The sequence below is a fragment of the Curtobacterium sp. MCBA15_007 genome (genome assembly GCF_001864905.1).
In the GTDB taxonomy this organism is placed as follows: domain Bacteria; phylum Actinomycetota; class Actinomycetes; order Actinomycetales; family Microbacteriaceae; genus Curtobacterium; species Curtobacterium poinsettiae.
Window position 1 is genome coordinate 111,709 of the sequence record NZ_MJGM01000008.1, and the last position, 17,161, is coordinate 128,869.

The window sequence follows — 17,161 nt, forward strand, 5'->3', positions numbered from 1 at the left end:
CGAGGCTCGTCTGGACGGCGGGGAGCGTCCCTGCTGTCGGGAAGGAACCATCGTGTTCGTCGCTTGGCGTGACCTCCGAGCCGCCCGTGGCAGGTTCGTGCTGATCGGGTCCGTGGTGTCGTTGATCACCCTGCTCGTCGGTTTCCTCGCCGGTCTGACCGGAGGGCTCGGCGCACAGGACGTGTCCGCGGTCCTCGGCCTCCCCGGGAACCGCCTCGTCCTGCAGGAGCCCTCGACCGGACAGCCGTCGTTCTCGCAGTCGACGATCGACGCCGCGACGGTCTCCGCGTGGCGGCAGTCCTCGGGCGTCGAGCACGTCACGCCGATCGGGATCGCACAGGGGCGGGCCGAAGCGCACGCCGAGACCGCACCAGCGGTGGCCGTCGCCCTGTTCGGCGTGCCGCGGGGAGCCCCCGCGTCGACGGTCACCGACCTGGCTCCGCGGTCCGACGACACGGTGGGCCTGTCCGCCGGCGCAGCGAAGGACCTCGACGTCGCCGTCGGGGACGCCGTCACGATCGCCGCAAGGACCTACCGGGTCGCCACCGTCGGCGGAGACGCCTGGTACAGCCACACCCCCGTCGTCGCGCTCTCCCCGACGGCGTGGGCGTCGACCGACCGGCGCCTCGGCGGGGACGGCGAAGCGACCGTGCTCGCCGTCTCCGGTGCGCCGGACTGGGGCAGCACGGCGGACCGCACGCACACCGTCGCCGCGTCGCCGCTCGCCAGCCTCACCGCGCTCGACACGTTCAAGTCGGAGGTCGGGTCGCTCGGACTCATGATCGTGATGCTCTTCGGAGTCTCCGCACTCGTCGTCGGGGCGTTCTTCACCGTGTGGACGCTGCAGCGTGCCGACGACATCGCCGTCCTGAAGGCCCTCGGGGCCTCCGACGCGTCGCTCGTCGGCGATGCCCTCGGCCAGGCACTCGTCGTCCTGGCCGTGGGCGTCGGGGTCGGGATCGGTCTCGTGTCGGTCCTGGGGACGCTCGCGAACGATGTCCTGCCGTTCCTGCTCAGCCCGCTCACCACCCTGCTGCCGGCCGCCGTGATGGTCGTCCTCGGCCTCGCCGGTGCCGCTGTCGCACTCCGCACCGTCACCAAGGCCGACCCCCTCACCGCACTCGGGAGCAACCGATGATCACCCTCGACGACGTCACCCTCACCTTCCCCGACGGCGACTCCCGCATCACGGCGGTGGACCGCGTGTCCCTGACCGCTCCGAACGGCGTGGTCACGGGCATCACCGGGCCCTCCGGCTCCGGGAAGTCCTCGCTCCTCGCCGTCGCTGCGACCCTGATCCGCCCGGACTCCGGGCACGTGTGGATCGACGACGTCGACGCAGCGACCCTGAGCCGGAACGAGGCGACGACGCTCCGCCGCGACCAGGTCGGCATCGTGTTCCAGCAGTCGAACCTCATCGAGTCGCTCACCGCGCGGGAACAGCTGCTCGTCATGGCGGAGCTCGGTGGCGGCCGCCGAGACCGGACCGCGGTGCACACCCGTGCCGATGCGCTGCTGGCAGCGGTCGGTCTCGCCGAGCACCGCGGCAAACGTCCCGCGCAGCTCTCCGGTGGCCAGCGGCAACGGGTCGCCATCGCCCGCGCCCTGGTGAACACCCCGTCCGTCCTGCTGGTCGACGAACCCACCAGCGCACTCGACCAGGAGCGGGGCGCCGAGATCATGGCGCTGATCGCGCGTCTCACGCACGAGCAGGGCACGGCGACGATGCTCGTCACGCACGACCTCGTCCACCGCGACGCGCTCGACCGCCTGGTCACCGTCGTCGACGGCCGCCTGACCGATGCCTGAGCGTTCGTCCCCCGAAATTCCCAACTGTGACGTATTCGAGACCTCGAGGCGCGCAAAGGGTGCCGATCTTCCACTGGTTTATCTCATGAGCGTGTTAGCGTGGCGCACATGACCGACACCACCACCGTCGTCTCGCCGGCATCTCCGGCGACCGCAGCACCCCTCCGTGAGGTCGGCGCCCTGATCCGGGGCGCCCGCAAGGGCCGCAGCATGACGCAGGCCCAGCTCGCCGAACGCGTCGGCACCAGCCAGAGCGCGATCAACCGCATCGAGCAGGGTGGGCAGAACCTGTCCCTCGAGATGCTCACCCGCATCAGCGACGCCCTCGACCAGCAGATCGTCTCGATCGGCGGCGCTCCGCAGCGTGCCCACCTTCGGGTGCAGGGCGGCCGGAAGCTCAGTGGCTCCATCGCGGTGAACTCGAGCAAGAACGCCGCCGTGGCACTGCTCTGCGCCTCGCTGCTGAACCGCGGCGTGACCCGTCTGCACAAGGTCGCCCGGATCGTCGAGGTCGACCGCATCATCGACGTGCTCCGCAGCCTCGGCGCGAGCGTCACGTGGTCCGAGGACGGTGAGACCCTCGAGATCGTCGCCCCCGAGGACCTGCGCCTCGACGCGATCGACGCCGACGCCGCCCGTCGCACCCGCAGCGTGCTCATGTTCCTCGGCCCGCTCAGCGGCCGGTTCGAGTCCTTCCGCCTGCCCTACGCCGGCGGTTGTGACCTCGGCACCCGCACGGTCGAGCCGCACCTCATCGCGCTGCGTCCGTTCGGCGTCGACGTCGAAGCGACGTCCGGCTGGTACGAGGTCGACGTCGCCAACCAGGCCGTCCCCACCAAGTCGGTCGTGCTGACCGAGCGCGGCGACACCGTGACCGAGAACGCGATCCTCGCCGCCGCCGCCCGCGACGGTGAGACCGTCATCCGGAACGCCAGCCCCAACTACATGGTGCAGGACCTCTGCTTCTTCCTCGAGCTGCTCGGGGTGCAGATCGAGGGCATCGGCACCACCACGCTCCGCATCACGGGCAAGAGCCGCATCGACGAGGTCGTGGACTACTGGCCGAGCGAGGACCCGGTCGAGGCCATGAGCCTGCTGACCGCCGGCATCGTCACCGCCTCGACCCTCACCGTGACCCGGGCGCCGATCGAGTTCCTCGAGATCGAGCTCGCGACCCTGGCCGAGATGGGCCTGCGCTTCGACGTCACCGAGGAGTACGCCGCCGCCAACGGTCGCACCCGCCTCGTCGACATCACGGTCCACCCGTCCGAACTGCACGCGCCGATCGACAAGATCCACGCGATGCCGTTCCCGGGCCTGAACATCGACAACCTGCCCTTCTTCGTCGTGATCGCGGCCATGGCCGAGGGCACCACGCTCGTGCACGACTGGGTGTACGAGGGCCGGGCGATCCACCTGCTCGACCTCACCCGCCTGGGCGCCAGCGTCACCCTGCGTGACCCGCACCGCCTCGACGTGACCGGTCCGACGCACTTCTCCGGCGCCGAGATCAGCTGCCCGCCGGCACTGCGGCCCGCCGTCGTGATCCTGCTGGCGATGCTCGCGGCCAAGGGTGAGAGCGTCCTGCGCAACGTGGGCATCATCGCCCGTGGCTACGAGCAGCTGCAGGAGCGCCTCAACTCGCTCGGTGCGTCCATCGAGACGTTCCACGACTGACGCGGGCCCCCGCAAGACACCGGTGTTCGCCGGTCGAACACGCGCAGAACGCGGTTCGGCACGCGAACACCGGTGTTCTGCGAGCCCGACCTGACGGCCCGTCCCCGCAAGTGGGGACGGGCCGTCACCCGTCTGACGGGGTCCCCACGGGCCTCCAGGCCGATGCCCAGGAGCGCTCCATGCGCCGCCCAGCCCGGACGGGCTGGATGGGCAGATGGCCACGAGATCGCTCCTGACCGTCCCCCTGCTCATCACCGTCGCGGCCGCCGCGGCGGCCTGGCTGGTGCTCGGCCCCGCCGGCGCGCTCGCCTTCGTCGCCCTCGCGTTCCTCGAGATCGCGATGGCTGCGGACTCGTCCGTGCCGATGGCCGGCATCGCCGGACGCCTGCACTCCCCCGCCCGCCGGCTGTTCCTGTCGCTCGGGATCGTCGCGGGCGTGCTCGCGATGCGGCTGCTGCTGCCGCCGGCCGCCGTCGCGGTCGGTGACGCGACCGACCCGGCGAGCTCCGTCGAGGAGGCCGTCTTCGCACCCGGCTCGTTCTCCGCGCACCTGGCCGAGGTGCGTCCCGCCCTGGCCGCCTTCGGCGCCGCGTTCATCTGGCAGGTCTTCGCCGAGTACCTGTTCAACACCGACCGCGCGTCCCGCAGGTCGTGGCTGGGCAGCCTGGAGGCGCGACTCGCCTCCGTCGCGCGACCGCGCGTCTGGTCGCTGGTCACCGCCACGACGGGGGTCGTCGTCACGTCCGTCCTCGTCGGGTCGCGTGCCGGGTGGGCGCCCGGTGTGCTGTTGCCGGTCGCGATCGGCGGGGCTGCCGGGATCGCCGCGTACCTCGTGTCGAAGTGGACCGCGGCGTGGGCGCTGCGCCCCGGGTCCGGGGGTGGCACGTCGGACACGGAGTCGATCGGGATCGGCCGCGGTGCCTGGCGGATCCACCTGTACGCGTCGACCGTCGTGTTCGAGCGGGGGCTCGTGGTGTTCATGCTCTTCGAGATCCTCGACGGCGTGTACAGCCTGTCGGGGTCCGGGCCGCTCGGGTCGGACGGGCTCGGGGCGCTCGAGCAGGCCGCCGTGGCGGTCGGGGCGATCGGTGTCGGCGCGGTGTTCCTGGCCCGCCTGACGTCGCGGGTCGACCAGGCCGCGGGGCTGAAGCGGTTGCGGTACCTGAAGGCCGGGGCGGCGTACGTCCTCGGGGTGCTGTCGGTCCTGCTCTGGGCGAGCCTGCTCGTGCCGATCCCGGGCGTGGTCGTCGGGTGGTTCGGGACCGTCGTGATCGGGTCCGCGCTGGTGAGCAGCCTGCCGTGGCGCGCGTGGTGGCGACGGGTGGTGCGTCGGCCGCGGACGGTCTGACGCGGACGCGGCTGGCTCTGAGCGCGTCGTCCCGTCCCGTCCCGGTGCGATCGGTACCGCGCAGCGGTGCGGCGCGTCGTCCGGCTGTTCTGGAAGGATCCACCGTGGATCGGCGTTGACTTGCGGGTCGGACGACGATCGGAGTGCACGTGCTGGGACCGGAACTGGTGGTCGTGCTCGGCCTCGCCATCGCGCTGACGGCGGCGGTCGCCGACCGGATCCGGATCGCGCCGCCCGTGCTGCTCCTGGTCTTCGGCGCACTGCTGGGGCTCGTCCCCGAGTTCGCGGACGTCGAGCTCCCCGCCGAGGCGGTCCTGCTGCTGTTCCTGCCGGCGCTGCTGTACTGGGAGAGCCTGACGACGTCGCTCCGCGAGATCCGGAAGAACCTGCGCGGCATCGTCCTGATGGGCACCCTGCTCGTCGTGGTCACCGCCGGTGCCGTCGCCACCCTGCTGCACCTGCTCGGCATGCCCTGGGGCCCCGCATGGGTGCTCGGCGCCGCGGTCGCGCCGACCGACGCGACCGCGGTCGGCGTGCTCACCAAGATGCTGCCGCGCCGGAACGTCACGGTGCTCCGCGCCGAGAGCCTGGTGAACGACGGCACGACGCTGGTGGTCTACGGCATCGCGGTGGCCGTCACCGTCGGCACGCAGGAGCTCACGTTCTGGGGTGTTTCCGGCATGCTCGCGCTGTCGTACGTCGGCGGGGTCGCCGCCGGGCTCGCCGCCGCCTGGATCGGCACGATGGTGCTGCGCCGGGTCGACACCGTCGTGCTCGAGAACCTCGTCACCCTGCTCGTGCCGTTCGCGGCCTTCCTGGCCGCCGAGGCGATCGGCGCCTCCGGCGTGCTCGCCGTCGTCGCAGCGGGCATCGTCGTCAGCCAGGTCGGGCCGAAGCTCGACCGCGCCGAGACCCGGCAGCAGGTCCGGGCCTTCTGGTCGTTCCTGACCTTCCTGCTCAACGGGGCACTGTTCGTCCTGGTCGGCATCGAGGCGATGGTCGCCGCACGCGCGCTCGACCCCGCGGACCTGCTGCGCGGGACGGGGATCGTCTTCGCGGTCGCGGTGCTGCTGGTGATCGTGCGCTTCGCGTTCCTGAACGCTGCGGGTGGGACGATCTGGCTCGTCACTCGACGCACCGGCGGAGAACCCCGTGAGGGACACCGTGACCGGCTGGTCAGCGGCTTCGCCGGGTTCCGCGGCGCCGTGTCGCTCGCCATGGCCGTGGCCGTGCCGCGCACCCTCGAGTCCGGCGGGGGCTTCCCCGAGCGCGACCTCATCGTCTTCGTCACCGCGGGGGTGGTCATCGTCACGATCGTCGGGCAGGCCCTGGTGCTGCCCGCCGTCCTGCGCCGCGCCGCACTGCCCGAGGACGAGTCGGTCAGCGACGAACGTCGCTACGCCGAACGCACCGCGATCGAGGAGGCCCTCGACGCACTCCCCCGCCTCGCACGGTCGACGGGCGCCGACCGTGCGACGGTCGCTCGTCTGCGGAAGGACTACGAGGCCCACCTCGACGTGATCGAGGCCCGCGAGGGGGACGACGACGACCACCCCGCACTCCAGCGGCACGACAACGCGGTCGCCCTCGAGCTCGCACTGGTGCAGCACAAGGCGAAGACCCTGCTGCGCCTGCGCGACGCCGACGAGATCGACGACCTGGTGCTGCGACAGGTGCGCGCCGGGTACGACGCGGAGGAGGCGCGGTTGGACGGCATCGAGTCGGTGGCGTCACCGCCCGCGTCGTCGTAGGGCGCCCCCGGGCACACCTGGTCGAAGCCGGCGTACCCGGTCTGTTGTGCTCACCAGGGACGCCCGTTTCCGGTTCCCGTCGCAGCGGGAACGCTAGCCTGGCCACAGTGATCCTCCGTCTCTCTCGGTGACCCACTGGTCGCCCAGCACCACCGGTTCGCCCCGCCGACGCGCGGGGGTGGTCTCGTGCGCCCGGACGGGGAACTCCATCAGGAGCTCCCCCACACCCGGCACACCATCCAGACCACCAGAGGAAGACCACTCCATGACGACCACCGACCGGTCCGCCCTGCGCGCGGACTGCGGCAACTGCTTCGCGCTCTGCTGCACCGCCTTCGGGTTCCAGCGTTCCGCCGACTTCCCGATCGACAAGCCCGCCGGCACCCCGTGCGGGAACCTCGCTGACGACTTCTCCTGCACCATCCACCAGACGCTCCGGCCGCGGGGGTTCCGGGGGTGCACCGTCTTCGACTGCTCCGGTGCGGGCCAGTACGTGTCGCAGACCCTCTACGACGGGGTCAGTTGGCGTGACCACCCTGACTCCCGCGCGGAGATGTTCCGGGTGTTCCCGATCGTCCGCCTGCTGCACGAGATGCTCTGGCACCTCGCCGAGGCGCAGGACCGTGCGGTCACGCCCGACTCGGCGGAGGACGCCGGGCTCCTGACGCGGGAGATCCGGCGCGTGCTCGTCGCAGGTCGCCCGACGCTCCTGGCGCTCGACGTCGAGCCGCTGCACGAACGCGTCCGGGACGTCCTGGTCGAGGTGAGCGGCGAGGTCCGGGCCAGGTACCGCGCCGGCCAGGACGATTCACGGGCCGGACTGCTGCGACCGGGGGCCGACCTCGCCGGTCGTGATCTGCGGGGCCGGCCGATGGCCGGCGCCGACCTGCGGGGTGCCACCGCGATCGGGGCGGACCTGCGCGGCGTGGACCTGTCCGGCGTCGACTTGCTCGGGGTCGATCTGCGGGACGCCCGGCTCGACGGAGCGGATCTGTCCACCGCGCTGTTCCTCACGCAGGCGCAGGTGAACGCGGCAGGCGGTGACACCGCCACGATGCTGCCCGACGGGATCGACCGACCGTCGCACTGGGTATCGGTGGTGGTCGAGCGGACCGTGCACCGGATCCCCCGGAACTGACATCCGTTCTCATCTATAAATGTATTGCAACTTCTGCATGCGTGGCCTACGCTGAGGGTATCCCAACCGTCGATCAGCAGGAGGTCACCATGGCCGAGCACGAGAACAGCGCAGAGCACACCGTCGCCGAGCACACCCACCAGGACGGCTGCGGCCACGAGACGGTCCAGCACGAGGACCACGTGGACTTCGTCCACGACGGCCACAAGCACGCCCAGCACGGCGACCACTACGACGAGCACTGATCTCCTGATCAGCGCAGGCCCGTGATCAGCACCGATCAACGGACCTGCACGACGGCCCCGACGCACCGCGCCGGGGCCGTCGTGTTGCATGCACGTATGCGCGTGCGCTTACATGAGTCCATGTCAGACGGGATCGAAGCAGCGGCGGACCTCTTCAAGGCGCTCTCCTCGCCGGCGCGACTGCGGATCCTCTCCGCGTTGATCGCCGGACCGTCCGACGTCGGCTCGCTCGCCGACGCGACCGAGCTCTCGCAGCCGCTCGTCTCCCAGCACCTGCGCACGCTGCGGCTCGCAGGCATCGTGCAGGTCGAGCGCATCGGGCGGAACGCCGTCTACTCGCTCCACGACGAGCACATCGCCCACATCGTCGGCGACGCGGTCAGTCACGTCAGCGAAGCCGGAACCGACACCGACTGAACCGGCTGCTGCTGCCAGACACCGCTCAGCAGCACTCGCAACCGACAGCTGCACGCTCCCCCGTCAGCGCGGCGACGGGCTGCTTGCACGCGTCGCCGCGCCAGGCTTCGAGCCCCTCACGCACGGCGAACCCGACCACGACGAGGCCGGCGAGCGGATCGGCCCACCACCAGCCGAACAGCGTGTTCGCCAGCAGGCCGAGCAGCACCGCCGCCGACAGGTAACTGCATATCAGCGTCTGCTTCGAGTCGGCGATCGCGGAGGCCGAACCGAGCTCACGTCCGGTCCGCCGTTCGACGAGGCTCAGGAACGGCATGACCGCCAGGCTCACCGCGGCGAGGACGATGCCGACCGGGCTGTGCTCCGGTGAGCGGACACCCGTGAACGTCAGGACGGCGTCGATGCTGACCACGGCAGCGAGCCCGAAGAACGAGACCGCGATCACCCGGAGCGCCGTCCGCTCCCGCGCCTCCGGGTCCCGCGCGGCGAACTGCCACGCGACGGCCGCTGCCGACAGGACCTCGACGATCGAGTCGAGCCCGAAGCCGATCAGCGCGGTGGACGACGCCACCGAACCGGCGGCGATCGCCACGACGGCCTCGAGCACGTTGTAGGCGATGGTCGCCGCGACGATCCAGCGGATCCGTCGCCGGAGGACGCCAGCACGGACCGGCGTGAGCGAAACCACGGCGGCGGTCACCGCTCGGCCCCGCAGCCGACGTCCACGGCGCAGCTGTCACCGTCACCATCGCCGTCGACGTCGACTGCCAGCACCACGTCGACCAGGGACTCGAGCGCGCGGGTGATGTTGCCGTCCGCGATCTCGTAGCGGGTCCGCCGTCCCTCGGGCACGGCGACGACGATCCCGCAGCCGCGCAGGCACGCCAGGTGGTTCGACACGTTGGTCCGGGTCAGCTCGAGTTCCTCGGACAGCCGCGCCGGGTAGCCGGGGTCGTCGAGTAGTCGGAGCAGGATCCGCGCTCGGGTCGGGTCGGACAGTGCCCGTCCGAGCCGGTTCAGGACGTCGAGCCGCGGGGCAATGGTCAGCATGCGCTGACCATACATCGGGCCGCGCCCAGACCACCACAAGTCCGGACGACACGTCTCGCCCTCGGACATCGCGCGAGCTCAGACGTCCCCGAGCCGCCGCCCGGTCAGCCCGTCGTTCCAGCTCGTGCGTCCGCCGGCAGCACGCGACTCGTGCACGCCGTCGTGGCCGCTCGGTCGATCGCAGCGCCAGCGGTCGAAGACGCTGCAGCAGCGGTGGTCGGGTCGGTGGTCGGTGTCGTGGTTCTCGTGCATCGCACCGATGAGACGTCACGACGCAGCGTTTCGTCACGAACCGGCGCCGAACTCCCTGCACCACGAACGATGGTGAGCAGGAACGGTCGAGTCCCCCTTCAGCACCCGACCGTTCCTGCTCACCAACCGCTCGCGACGCGAGCGAAGCCCGCGCCCGCGACCCCGCGCCTAGCGCCTAGCGCTTGAGGTTCGTGAGCTCCTGCAGCACCTCGTCCGAGGTCGTGATGATGCGGGCGTTCGCCTGGAACCCACGCTGCGCCACGATCAGGTTCGTGAACTCCTGCGACAGGTCGACGTTCGACATCTCGAGCGTCCCTGCCGCGAGCGAACCGACGCCGGCCGAACCGGGGCCCCCGACCGTCGCACCGCCCGAGTTCGCGGTCGCGCGGTAGCCCGACGCCCCGGTCTTCTCGAGGCCGGCGGGGTTGGCGAACGTGGCCAGCGCGATGCGGCCGAGCGCGAGCGACGCACCGTTCGAGAACGTGCCGGTCACGGTGCCGTCCTTCGAGATCGAGTAGCCCTGCAGCGCCCCGGCCTCGCGGCCGTTCTGCGAGCCGATCGCCGCGGTGTTGAGCGAGGCGAACCCGGTCAGGTCACCCATGTCGACCCGGATGCCGCCGACAGCGAGGGTCCCGCCGGCGGTCAGCTTGCCGTCGGTGCCGAAGGTCAGCGAGGTTGTCGCCGTGGTGCCCTGTCCGTTGCGCCCGGTGACGTCCCAGCCGCCGGCGGTGCGCGTGTAGGCGAGCGACATCGTGTGCTTGGCACCGGAGGCGTCGTACACGGTGGCCTCGCGCGTGATGGTCTGGCCGACGGCGGTCTCGGACGGCAGGTTGCCCGCGACGGTGGCGGCGGTGGTGCGGACCGCCGGGGCTGCTGCTTCGAGCGGCAGCGTGATGTCGGACAGCTGCCCGTTCTCGTTGACGACGCCGTTCGTGGCCGGGTAGCCCTGCACGATCTTGCCGTCGGCGGTGACCAGGCGGCCGTTCGCGTCGAAGTCGAACGCCCCGGCGCGGGTGTAGACGGTGTCGTTGCCCAGGCGGGTGACGAAGAACCCGTCGCCCGAGATCATCAGGTCGGTGGCCTTGCCGGTGGCCTGCGCCGAGCCCTGCGAGAAGTTCGTGGAGACCCCGGCGACCTGCACGCCCAGGCCGATCTGGGCCGGGTTCGTGCCGCCGATGCCGGTCTGCGGTCCGCCGGCACCCTGGGTCATCTGCGACAGGGTGTCCTGGAAGACCGTGGTCGACGACTTGAAGCCGACGGTGTTGACGTTGGCGATGTTGTTGCCGGTGACGTCGAGCATCTGCTGGTGGGAGCGGAGGCCGGAGATCCCGGAGTAGAGCGAGCGGAGCATGGTGCGTCCTTTCGGAGAGGCAGGAAGATCGAGGAAGGAAAGAACGGGCGTCAGGACGCCGGAGCGGTGGTGGTGATGCCGGAGATCACGTCGAGAGCGACCTCCTTCCCGTTCACGGTGACCGTGGGCACGCTCTTCGCGTACGACACGGCCGAGGCGGTCCCGGTGACGGACCCGCCCGAGTCGGCGTCGGTGTAACTGACCTGCTTGCCGACGAGGTTCGCCGCGGCGATGCGCATCTGGAGCGAGAAGTTCTCGTTCCCCGTCGTGGTCTGGTTGGTGATCTGCTCCATCATCGCGAGCTGCGTCTGCTGGCCGATCATCTGGTTGGTGTCCATCGGCGACGACGGGTCCTGGTTGCGCAGCTGCGTGACGAGCAGCTTCATGAAGACCTCGGAGTCCATCGTCTGGGACTTCTGTGCGGTGGAGTTCGCGGCGAGGGCCGCGGCCTGCGCGGTCGGGTCCACGCTGCCGGTGATGCCGTCGATGGGCATGGTGCGTTCCTGTTCGTGAGCCGGATCAGGCGAGGACGTCGAGTCCCGCGGTGCGGATGGAGGGCGTGTGGGTGGCGGGCTGCGTGCGCGGGGTGCCCCGCGCCTCCAGTCCGGGGTCGCCAGGCAGCACACGTGCGGCCGGGCGCTCGTCGCGACCCGGCGCGTCCTGCGGCTGGTTCTGCGACGACAGGTCGAGCGTGGTGCTCACACCGGTGCCGCCGGCGTCGCGTCGCAGGTCCGGCAGCACCTGGCGGACGGCCTCGCGGCCGGCGTCCGACGCGGCGAACAGCTCGACGTGCATGCCGTGCGCGGTGACGTGCGCGCGCACCGTGACCGGGCCGAGGCTGTCCGGCACGACCTGCACGGTGACGACGTGCTCGCCGGGGCCGGCCTGTGCGAGCGTGAACACCGGTCGCGCCAGCTGCTGGGCGAGCGGCGCCGGGGCCGGCGCGGTCGCCGCGGCGGGCGCGGCGGTCGGCGTCGTCGACATGACGAACGGGGTCTCGCCACCGCGGCTGGGGACGACGGCCGGGAGGCCCGGATCGCCCGGCGTCGACGCCTGCTGCTGGGTCCCGTGGCCGGCTCGGGAGCCGGTGCCGGCTGCCGGGGCGGCACCCGCTGCGACGGCCGGCAGCGGGGCCGGGGTGCCGGTGGAGGTGGCTTCGTCGGTCCGCGTCGGTGCCGCGGCCGGGATCGCCGCCGCCGGGACAGCGACGGTGGCGCCGGCGACCGCGGTCGGCGCGGGGGCGGTGCCCGGAGCGGCCTCGGAGGCAGCTGCCGGCGACGCGGTGCCCCTCGGCGGCACCGCGGGCGCCGACGGAGCGGTCGCCGTCACCGCGGGCACGGCCGGCACCGTCGCCGGTGCCTGCTGCGGGGCGACGGAAGCGGTTCCGCTCGTCGGCGTCGGGGCGGACGAGGTCTGTGACGCCGTGTCCGCGGCCGGCACCGGCATCCGCTTCGGTGTGGTCGTCGGGATCGCAGCGGTCCCGTCGGTTGCGTGCGGGCCCGCCACGGACGGCTCCCCCGTGCGGACGGCGGCCTGGCCCAGCGTCGTGCTCGTGGCGACGGCAGCCGGAGCGGCCGGCGCGGCTGGCGTGGCCGTGAGCCCGACGGCGAGCAGCGACTGCGCGTCGACGGACGTGGGATCGGTCGCCGGCACCGACTGGTCCGACGCCGAGGCCGAGGTCGAGGTCGACGGTGTGGCGGCCGTGCCCGGCGTCGCAGCTGACCCGTCCGCCGTGCGGCCCTCGGTGTCGTCCCGCTCGGCAGCGCCGTCGCCGGCTCGCCGCTCGGTCGCGACGGCGGCGGTCAGTGCCGCACCGAAGGACCCGGCAGCAGCTGGGTCGGACGGCGCACCCCGGGTGGGGCTCGGTGCGGTGGGCACGGACGACTGGGTGGCGATGGTCAGGCTCATGCGGCGCTCCCGGACCGCATCATGGACAGCAGCGCGGCGGTCTGCAGGTCGGTCGCGGAACGCGCAGCCGAGGCGCTCGGCGGGGTGACGGCCGCCGGGGCCGCCTGCGCGGGGACGATCCGCCGGATGGTCGCGATGTCGCCGTCGGAGTACCAGTTGTCGACGATCCGGACGTCCTTGCCGGGGCGCGGCGCGTGCAGCACCTTGCCGTCGCCGACGTAGATGACGACGTGGCCCTCGCCCTTCGGGATGATCAGGTCCCCGGGCTGGGCGTCCTTGAGGGAGCCGACCTCGACGCCCATCTTCGCCTGGTCCGGCACGACCCGGGGCATCGTGACCCCGAGGTCCTTGAAGACCGTCTGCACCAGGCCCGAGCAGTCCATGCCCGCGGTCGTCTCCCCGCCGAACACGTACGGCACGCCGAGGTACTTCTTCGCGTCGGCCACGACGTCAGCCCCGGTGGCACCGCTGCCGGTGGCGAGGGTGCCGGCCCCGGCGTCTACCGAGGTCGCGGGGGCACGGGTGGCCGTCGGGGTGGCCGAGGCCGTCGCACCGGCAGCGGTCGCGGCGCCGGTCGTGCCGTCGGCGGTGGCGAGGGCGTCCGCGAAGGCCGCGGACCCCGCGGCACCGCTGGCGGCGGAGGCGCTCGGGGCATCCGTGGCCGTCCCGCCGCGCAGCGTGTCGATCTGGGACCGGATCTCCGAGATCCGGGAGAGCACCGCTTCGACACTCATCGGGCACCACCTTCCGTGCGGCGTCGTGCCGCGATCTCGTCGAGGGCGTTCTGTTCGGTCCGGAGTTCCTCGGCCGCCTGCTGCTCGGTGTGCTTGCCCTCGAGCTTCTCGAGTCCGACGGCGGCACGGCGGGCGGCGGTGTAGTCCTGCTGCGCCCGGTCGGCGTCCGCGCGGCGGTTCTGCACGACGGCGTCGAGCTCCTCGAGCATCCCGCGCGTCGCGGCACGTGCTGCGGCGACGGCGCTCAGGGTGGCGGCGTCCTGGATCGGTTGGGCGTCCTCGCTGTCGGCGAGGCTCCGGCGTGCGGCGATCCGGGCGTCGGCCGCGTCACGCACACGCTCGTTCGCGGTGGCGAGCGTGGCGGCGGCACGGTCCTGCTGGGTGTGCCGCAGGCGCAGGAGCCCGGCGAGCGGGAAACGGCGGGCCATCACGACACCCCCAGCTGCTGCACGAGGCCGCCGAGGCGCTGCCAGGACGCATCTGCGGTGGCACGCTCGTCCATGCCCTGGCGCAGGAAGGCGTCGATCGATCCCTGGTGGTCGACCGCGGCGTCCACCAGGGGGTTCGATCCGCGCTGGTAGGCGCCGACGTCGAGCAGGTCCTGGGCACCGGCGCGCGCGGCCATCACCTTCCGCAGCACGGTGGCCGCGGCTCGCTGCTCGGGTCGGGTGACCTTCGAGGCGACACGGGAGACCGAGCCGATTGCGTCGACCGACGGGAAGTGCCCGGTGATCGCGAGCTTGCGGTCGAGCACGACGTGACCGTCCAGGATGCTGCGGGCGGCGTCCGCGATCGGCTCGTTGTGGTCGTCGCCGTCGACCAGCACGGTGTACATGCCGGTGATGCTGCCGACGCGGTCGGTCCCGGCGCGCTCGAGCAGGCCGGCGAGCACCGAGAACGTCGACGGCGGGTAGCCCCGGGTGGCCGGCGGCTCCCCCACCGACAGGCCGATCTCGCGCTGCGCCATGGCGACGCGCGTGAGTGAGTCCATCATGAGCACGACGTCCTGGCCGGCGTCGCGGAACGACTCCGCGATGCGGGTGGCCACGAACGCGGCACGCAGGCGCATGAGCGCGGTTTCGTCCGAGGTCGACACGACGACGATCGAGCGGGCGAGCCCCTCGGGTCCCAGGTCGTCCTCCAGGAACTCCCGGACCTCGCGGCCGCGCTCCCCCACCAGGGCGATGACGTTGACGGCCGCGTCGCTGCCCCGCGCGATCATCGAGAGCAGCGAGGACTTGCCCACGCCGGACCCGGCGAACAGGCCCATGCGCTGCCCACGGCCGACCGTGGTCAGGGTGTCGAGGACCCGCACGCCGAGCTGCATGGGCGTGTCGATGCGGGTCCGCGCCATCGCGCTCGGGGTGTCGTGGTCGAGCGGGACCCAGGTGACGGGTTCGCCCCGGGGGCCTTCGAGCGGGCCGCGGTCGTCGATCGGCCGGCCGAGCCCGTCGAGCACCCGGCCGAACAGTCCGGAACCGGTCGGCACGAGCACCGGGCGGCCGGTCGGACGCGCCGGTGTGCCGGCGGTGACCCCGATCAGACGTCCGAGCGGCATGCAGCGGATGCCCGAGGCATCGGTGGCGACGACCTCGACCGCGGTCTGTTCGCCGTCCTCGGCGCCCACCGTGACGACGTCGCCGACGCGGGCGTCGAGCCCGGCGATCGTCAGCCCCAGGCCGACGGCGCTCGTCACGACGCCCACCCGCTGGGGTGCGGCGCGCAGCAGCGCCTCGTCGAGGCCGCGCGGGCGGAGCAGGGTGGCGGTCACCGGTCGGCTCCCGTCGCGTCGACACCGAGCGCCGTGCGTGCGCGGTCGAGCGCCGTCGCGATGCGCGCGTCGAGGATGCCGTCCGGCAGGTCGACGACTGCGTCGCCGTCGAGCAGGGTGCCGTCCGCCATCACCGGGATCGGCAGTTCGAGTCCAGCGACGCGCGCAGCGTCCGCCGGGCTGAGCCGGACGGCCACCGGGACCGTGCGGTCGACGGACGCGAGCGCCCGCCGGACGGTGGCCTCGGCACCGGAGGTGATCCGGGCCTCCCGGCTGCCCGGTCCGTCCGGACCGTCGAGGACGGTCGCGTCGTGTGCGGGCCTGGAGGCGCGGACCACGTTGCCGACGATCGCCTCGGCCAGGTCGACTGCCGCGCTCGCGACCGATGCCTCGGCGTCCGCCAGGACGGGTGCGACCGTGGACAGCAGGGCGTTCGTGGCGGCGTCGAGGACCGCGATCCGGCGTGCCGTGTCGGCCTGCGACGCGGTGACCCGGGCGGCGTGCTCGGCTTCGAGCCGGGCGCGCAGGGCGTCCGTCTCGGCCTGCGCAGCACGCAGCCCGGCGGTGTAGCCGGCCGCGTGCCCGCGGACGTCGGCGCTCGACGCGCGGTCGCGTCCGGCGGTGGCGGTGATCGCCGGGAAGGCGACGCGGTGCACGACGGTGTCAGTCAACGAGCTCGTCCTCCTCGGCGCGGTGCACGGTGACGATGCCCTGGGCCTCGAGTTCCCGCACGGAACGGACGACCTCGGCACGCGCTTCCTCGACCTGCGAGACCCGCACCGGGCCCATGGCCTGCAGCTCGTCGTCGAGCAGTTCGCGGTTGCGCTCGGACACGTTCGCGCGGATGGTCTCGACGACCGGCCCGGCGGCGCCCTTCATGGCGGTCGCGAGGATCTTGGAGTCGATGCCGCGCAGCACCTGCTGGATGTCGCGGGACTCGAGCTTCACGATGTCCTCGAAGGTGAGCATGCGGGAGCGGATGTCCTCGGCGAGCTCCGGGTCGCGGGCCTCGAGTCCCTCGAGCACGGCCTTCTCGGTCGCGACGTCGGAGCGGTTGATGATGTCGACCAGGGGTGCGATGCCGCCGACGACCTCGACGCTCTCGCGCGGCGAGACGACCGCACCGGCACGCTGGCGCAGCACCCCGGCCACGATGCCGACGGCCTCGGGCGTCGCGCTGCCCATGGTGGCGAACGCCTGGGCGACGTCGGTGCGGACACGCTCGTCGACGCCGGCGAGCACGGCGCTGGCCTGCCCCGGGCCCAGGTGCGCCAGCACGAGGGCGATGGTCTGCGGTAGCTCGCCCTCGAGCAGGGTGACGACCTGGCCGGGTTCGGCGTCGTCGAGGAAGTCGAACGACTGCCCGGCGAGGTTCGAGGCCAGACGGTCCATCACGCCGGCGGCCCGCTCGGCGCCGAACGACGCCTCGAGCAGCCCGAGGGCGGTCTCCTTGCCGCCGCGCTTCTGCGTGCGGCCGCTCATCGTGAGGCGGTGGAACTCGCTCATGGTCTGGTCGACGACGGTGTCCTCGAGGCGGCGCATCCGGACGATCTCGGCGGAGATCTCCTCGGCCTCCATCTCGGTGAACTGCTTCATCACCGCGCTCGCGCGCTCGGTCTCCATCTGCATGAGGATGAGCGCGACCTTCTGTGCGCCGGTCAGGGCACGGTCGCTCGGGCCGGTTCCGCCGCCGGGGCTCGGCATCAGCGC

The 17,161-nt window shown here is 72.4% G+C and carries 19 protein-coding genes; 8 read left to right on the forward strand and 11 right to left on the reverse strand.

Translation table 11 applies throughout. From position 1 onward, the window contains the following. Positions 1 to 52: 52 nt before the first annotated feature. The 8 genes from BIU95_RS05440 (at position 53) to BIU95_RS05475 (ending at position 8,385) form a co-directional block, all read left to right on the forward strand. Positions 53 to 1,138, forward strand: a complete 1,086-nt coding sequence (locus BIU95_RS05440) for an FtsX-like permease family protein (protein WP_017887454.1) — start codon at positions 53 to 55, stop codon at positions 1,136 to 1,138. Continuing rightward, entirely contained in the window at positions 1,135 to 1,809 is a 675-nt protein-coding gene (locus BIU95_RS05445; protein WP_017887455.1) for an ABC transporter ATP-binding protein, read from the forward strand. The genes BIU95_RS05440 and BIU95_RS05445 overlap by 4 nt, the downstream gene beginning before the upstream one ends. 108 nt (positions 1,810 to 1,917) lie before the next feature. Beyond that, the gene (locus BIU95_RS05450) at positions 1,918 to 3,486 is read left to right on the forward strand and encodes a UDP-N-acetylglucosamine 1-carboxyvinyltransferase (RefSeq protein ID WP_017887456.1); all 1,569 of its coding nucleotides are present in this window, start codon (positions 1,918 to 1,920) and stop codon (positions 3,484 to 3,486) included. Between the two features lie 214 nt (positions 3,487 to 3,700). After that, positions 3,701 to 4,834, forward strand: a complete 1,134-nt coding sequence (locus tag BIU95_RS05455) for a DUF475 domain-containing protein (protein ID WP_017887457.1) — start codon at positions 3,701 to 3,703, stop codon at positions 4,832 to 4,834. 149 nt (positions 4,835 to 4,983) lie between these two features. Further along, positions 4,984 to 6,585 carry a Na+/H+ antiporter gene (locus BIU95_RS05460; RefSeq protein WP_031259878.1) on the forward strand — a complete coding sequence of 534 codons (1,602 nt, stop codon included), beginning with the start codon at positions 4,984 to 4,986 and terminating at the stop codon, positions 6,583 to 6,585. Between the two features lie 265 nt (positions 6,586 to 6,850). Further along, positions 6,851 to 7,723, forward strand: coding sequence for a pentapeptide repeat-containing protein (locus BIU95_RS05465; protein ID WP_017887459.1), 873 nt, complete (start codon positions 6,851 to 6,853; stop codon positions 7,721 to 7,723). Between the two features lie 89 nt (positions 7,724 to 7,812). Continuing rightward, complete coding sequence (locus BIU95_RS05470; RefSeq protein ID WP_017887460.1) at positions 7,813 to 7,968, forward strand: hypothetical protein; 156 nt, start codon at positions 7,813 to 7,815, stop codon at positions 7,966 to 7,968. Between the two features lie 120 nt (positions 7,969 to 8,088). After that, entirely contained in the window at positions 8,089 to 8,385 is a 297-nt protein-coding gene (locus tag BIU95_RS05475; RefSeq protein ID WP_017887461.1) for a helix-turn-helix transcriptional regulator, read from the forward strand. A gap of 25 nt (positions 8,386 to 8,410) precedes the next feature. On the opposite strand, the gene BIU95_RS05480 is transcribed toward BIU95_RS05475, so the two are convergent. The 11 genes from BIU95_RS05480 to fliG all read right to left on the reverse strand — a co-directional run bounded on the left by BIU95_RS05480 (position 8,411) and on the right by fliG (position 17,155). Next, positions 8,411 to 9,085: a cation transporter gene (locus BIU95_RS05480; RefSeq protein WP_017887462.1), complete on the reverse strand. Its 675-nt coding sequence runs from the start codon at positions 9,083 to 9,085 to the stop codon at positions 8,411 to 8,413. Next, positions 9,082 to 9,435 (reverse strand): helix-turn-helix transcriptional regulator, encoded by a 354-nt coding sequence (locus BIU95_RS05485; RefSeq protein WP_071250824.1) that lies wholly within the window; start codon positions 9,433 to 9,435, stop codon positions 9,082 to 9,084. Before BIU95_RS05485 ends, BIU95_RS05480 begins: the two co-directional genes overlap by 4 nt. A 78-nt stretch (positions 9,436 to 9,513) precedes the next feature. Further along, entirely contained in the window at positions 9,514 to 9,687 is a 174-nt protein-coding gene (locus BIU95_RS18570) for a hypothetical protein (RefSeq protein ID WP_161598065.1), read from the reverse strand. A 175-nt stretch (positions 9,688 to 9,862) separates the two neighbouring features. Next, the gene (locus BIU95_RS05490; protein ID WP_017887465.1) at positions 9,863 to 11,038 is read right to left on the reverse strand and encodes a flagellar hook protein FlgE; all 1,176 of its coding nucleotides are present in this window, start codon (positions 11,036 to 11,038) and stop codon (positions 9,863 to 9,865) included. 50 nt (positions 11,039 to 11,088) lie between these two features. Continuing rightward, on the reverse strand, positions 11,089 to 11,532 hold the full coding sequence (locus BIU95_RS05495; protein ID WP_042537086.1) for a flagellar hook assembly protein FlgD: 444 nt from the start codon (positions 11,530 to 11,532) through the stop codon (positions 11,089 to 11,091). Positions 11,533 to 11,557: 25 nt separating this feature from the next. After that, positions 11,558 to 12,946 carry a flagellar hook-length control protein FliK gene (locus tag BIU95_RS05500; RefSeq protein ID WP_071250825.1) on the reverse strand — a complete coding sequence of 463 codons (1,389 nt, stop codon included), beginning with the start codon at positions 12,944 to 12,946 and terminating at the stop codon, positions 11,558 to 11,560. After that, the gene (locus BIU95_RS05505) at positions 12,943 to 13,680 is read right to left on the reverse strand and encodes a C40 family peptidase (RefSeq protein ID WP_083389257.1); all 738 of its coding nucleotides are present in this window, start codon (positions 13,678 to 13,680) and stop codon (positions 12,943 to 12,945) included. Before BIU95_RS05505 ends, BIU95_RS05500 begins: the two co-directional genes overlap by 4 nt. Continuing rightward, entirely contained in the window at positions 13,677 to 14,108 is a 432-nt protein-coding gene (locus tag BIU95_RS05510) for a flagellar FliJ family protein (protein WP_056068510.1), read from the reverse strand. Before BIU95_RS05510 ends, BIU95_RS05505 begins: the two co-directional genes overlap by 4 nt. After that, positions 14,108 to 15,451 carry a FliI/YscN family ATPase gene (locus BIU95_RS05515; protein WP_071250826.1) on the reverse strand — a complete coding sequence of 448 codons (1,344 nt, stop codon included), beginning with the start codon at positions 15,449 to 15,451 and terminating at the stop codon, positions 14,108 to 14,110. The genes BIU95_RS05510 and BIU95_RS05515 overlap by 1 nt, the downstream gene beginning before the upstream one ends. Next, complete coding sequence (locus BIU95_RS05520) at positions 15,448 to 16,122, reverse strand: hypothetical protein (RefSeq protein ID WP_071250827.1); 675 nt, start codon at positions 16,120 to 16,122, stop codon at positions 15,448 to 15,450. The genes BIU95_RS05515 and BIU95_RS05520 overlap by 4 nt, the downstream gene beginning before the upstream one ends. Beyond that, a complete protein-coding gene (gene fliG, locus BIU95_RS05525; RefSeq protein WP_042537259.1) occupies positions 16,115 to 17,155 on the reverse strand; it encodes a flagellar motor switch protein FliG in 1,041 nt (346 codons plus the stop codon). Before fliG ends, BIU95_RS05520 begins: the two co-directional genes overlap by 8 nt. Between the last annotated feature and the right edge of the window lie 6 nt (positions 17,156 to 17,161).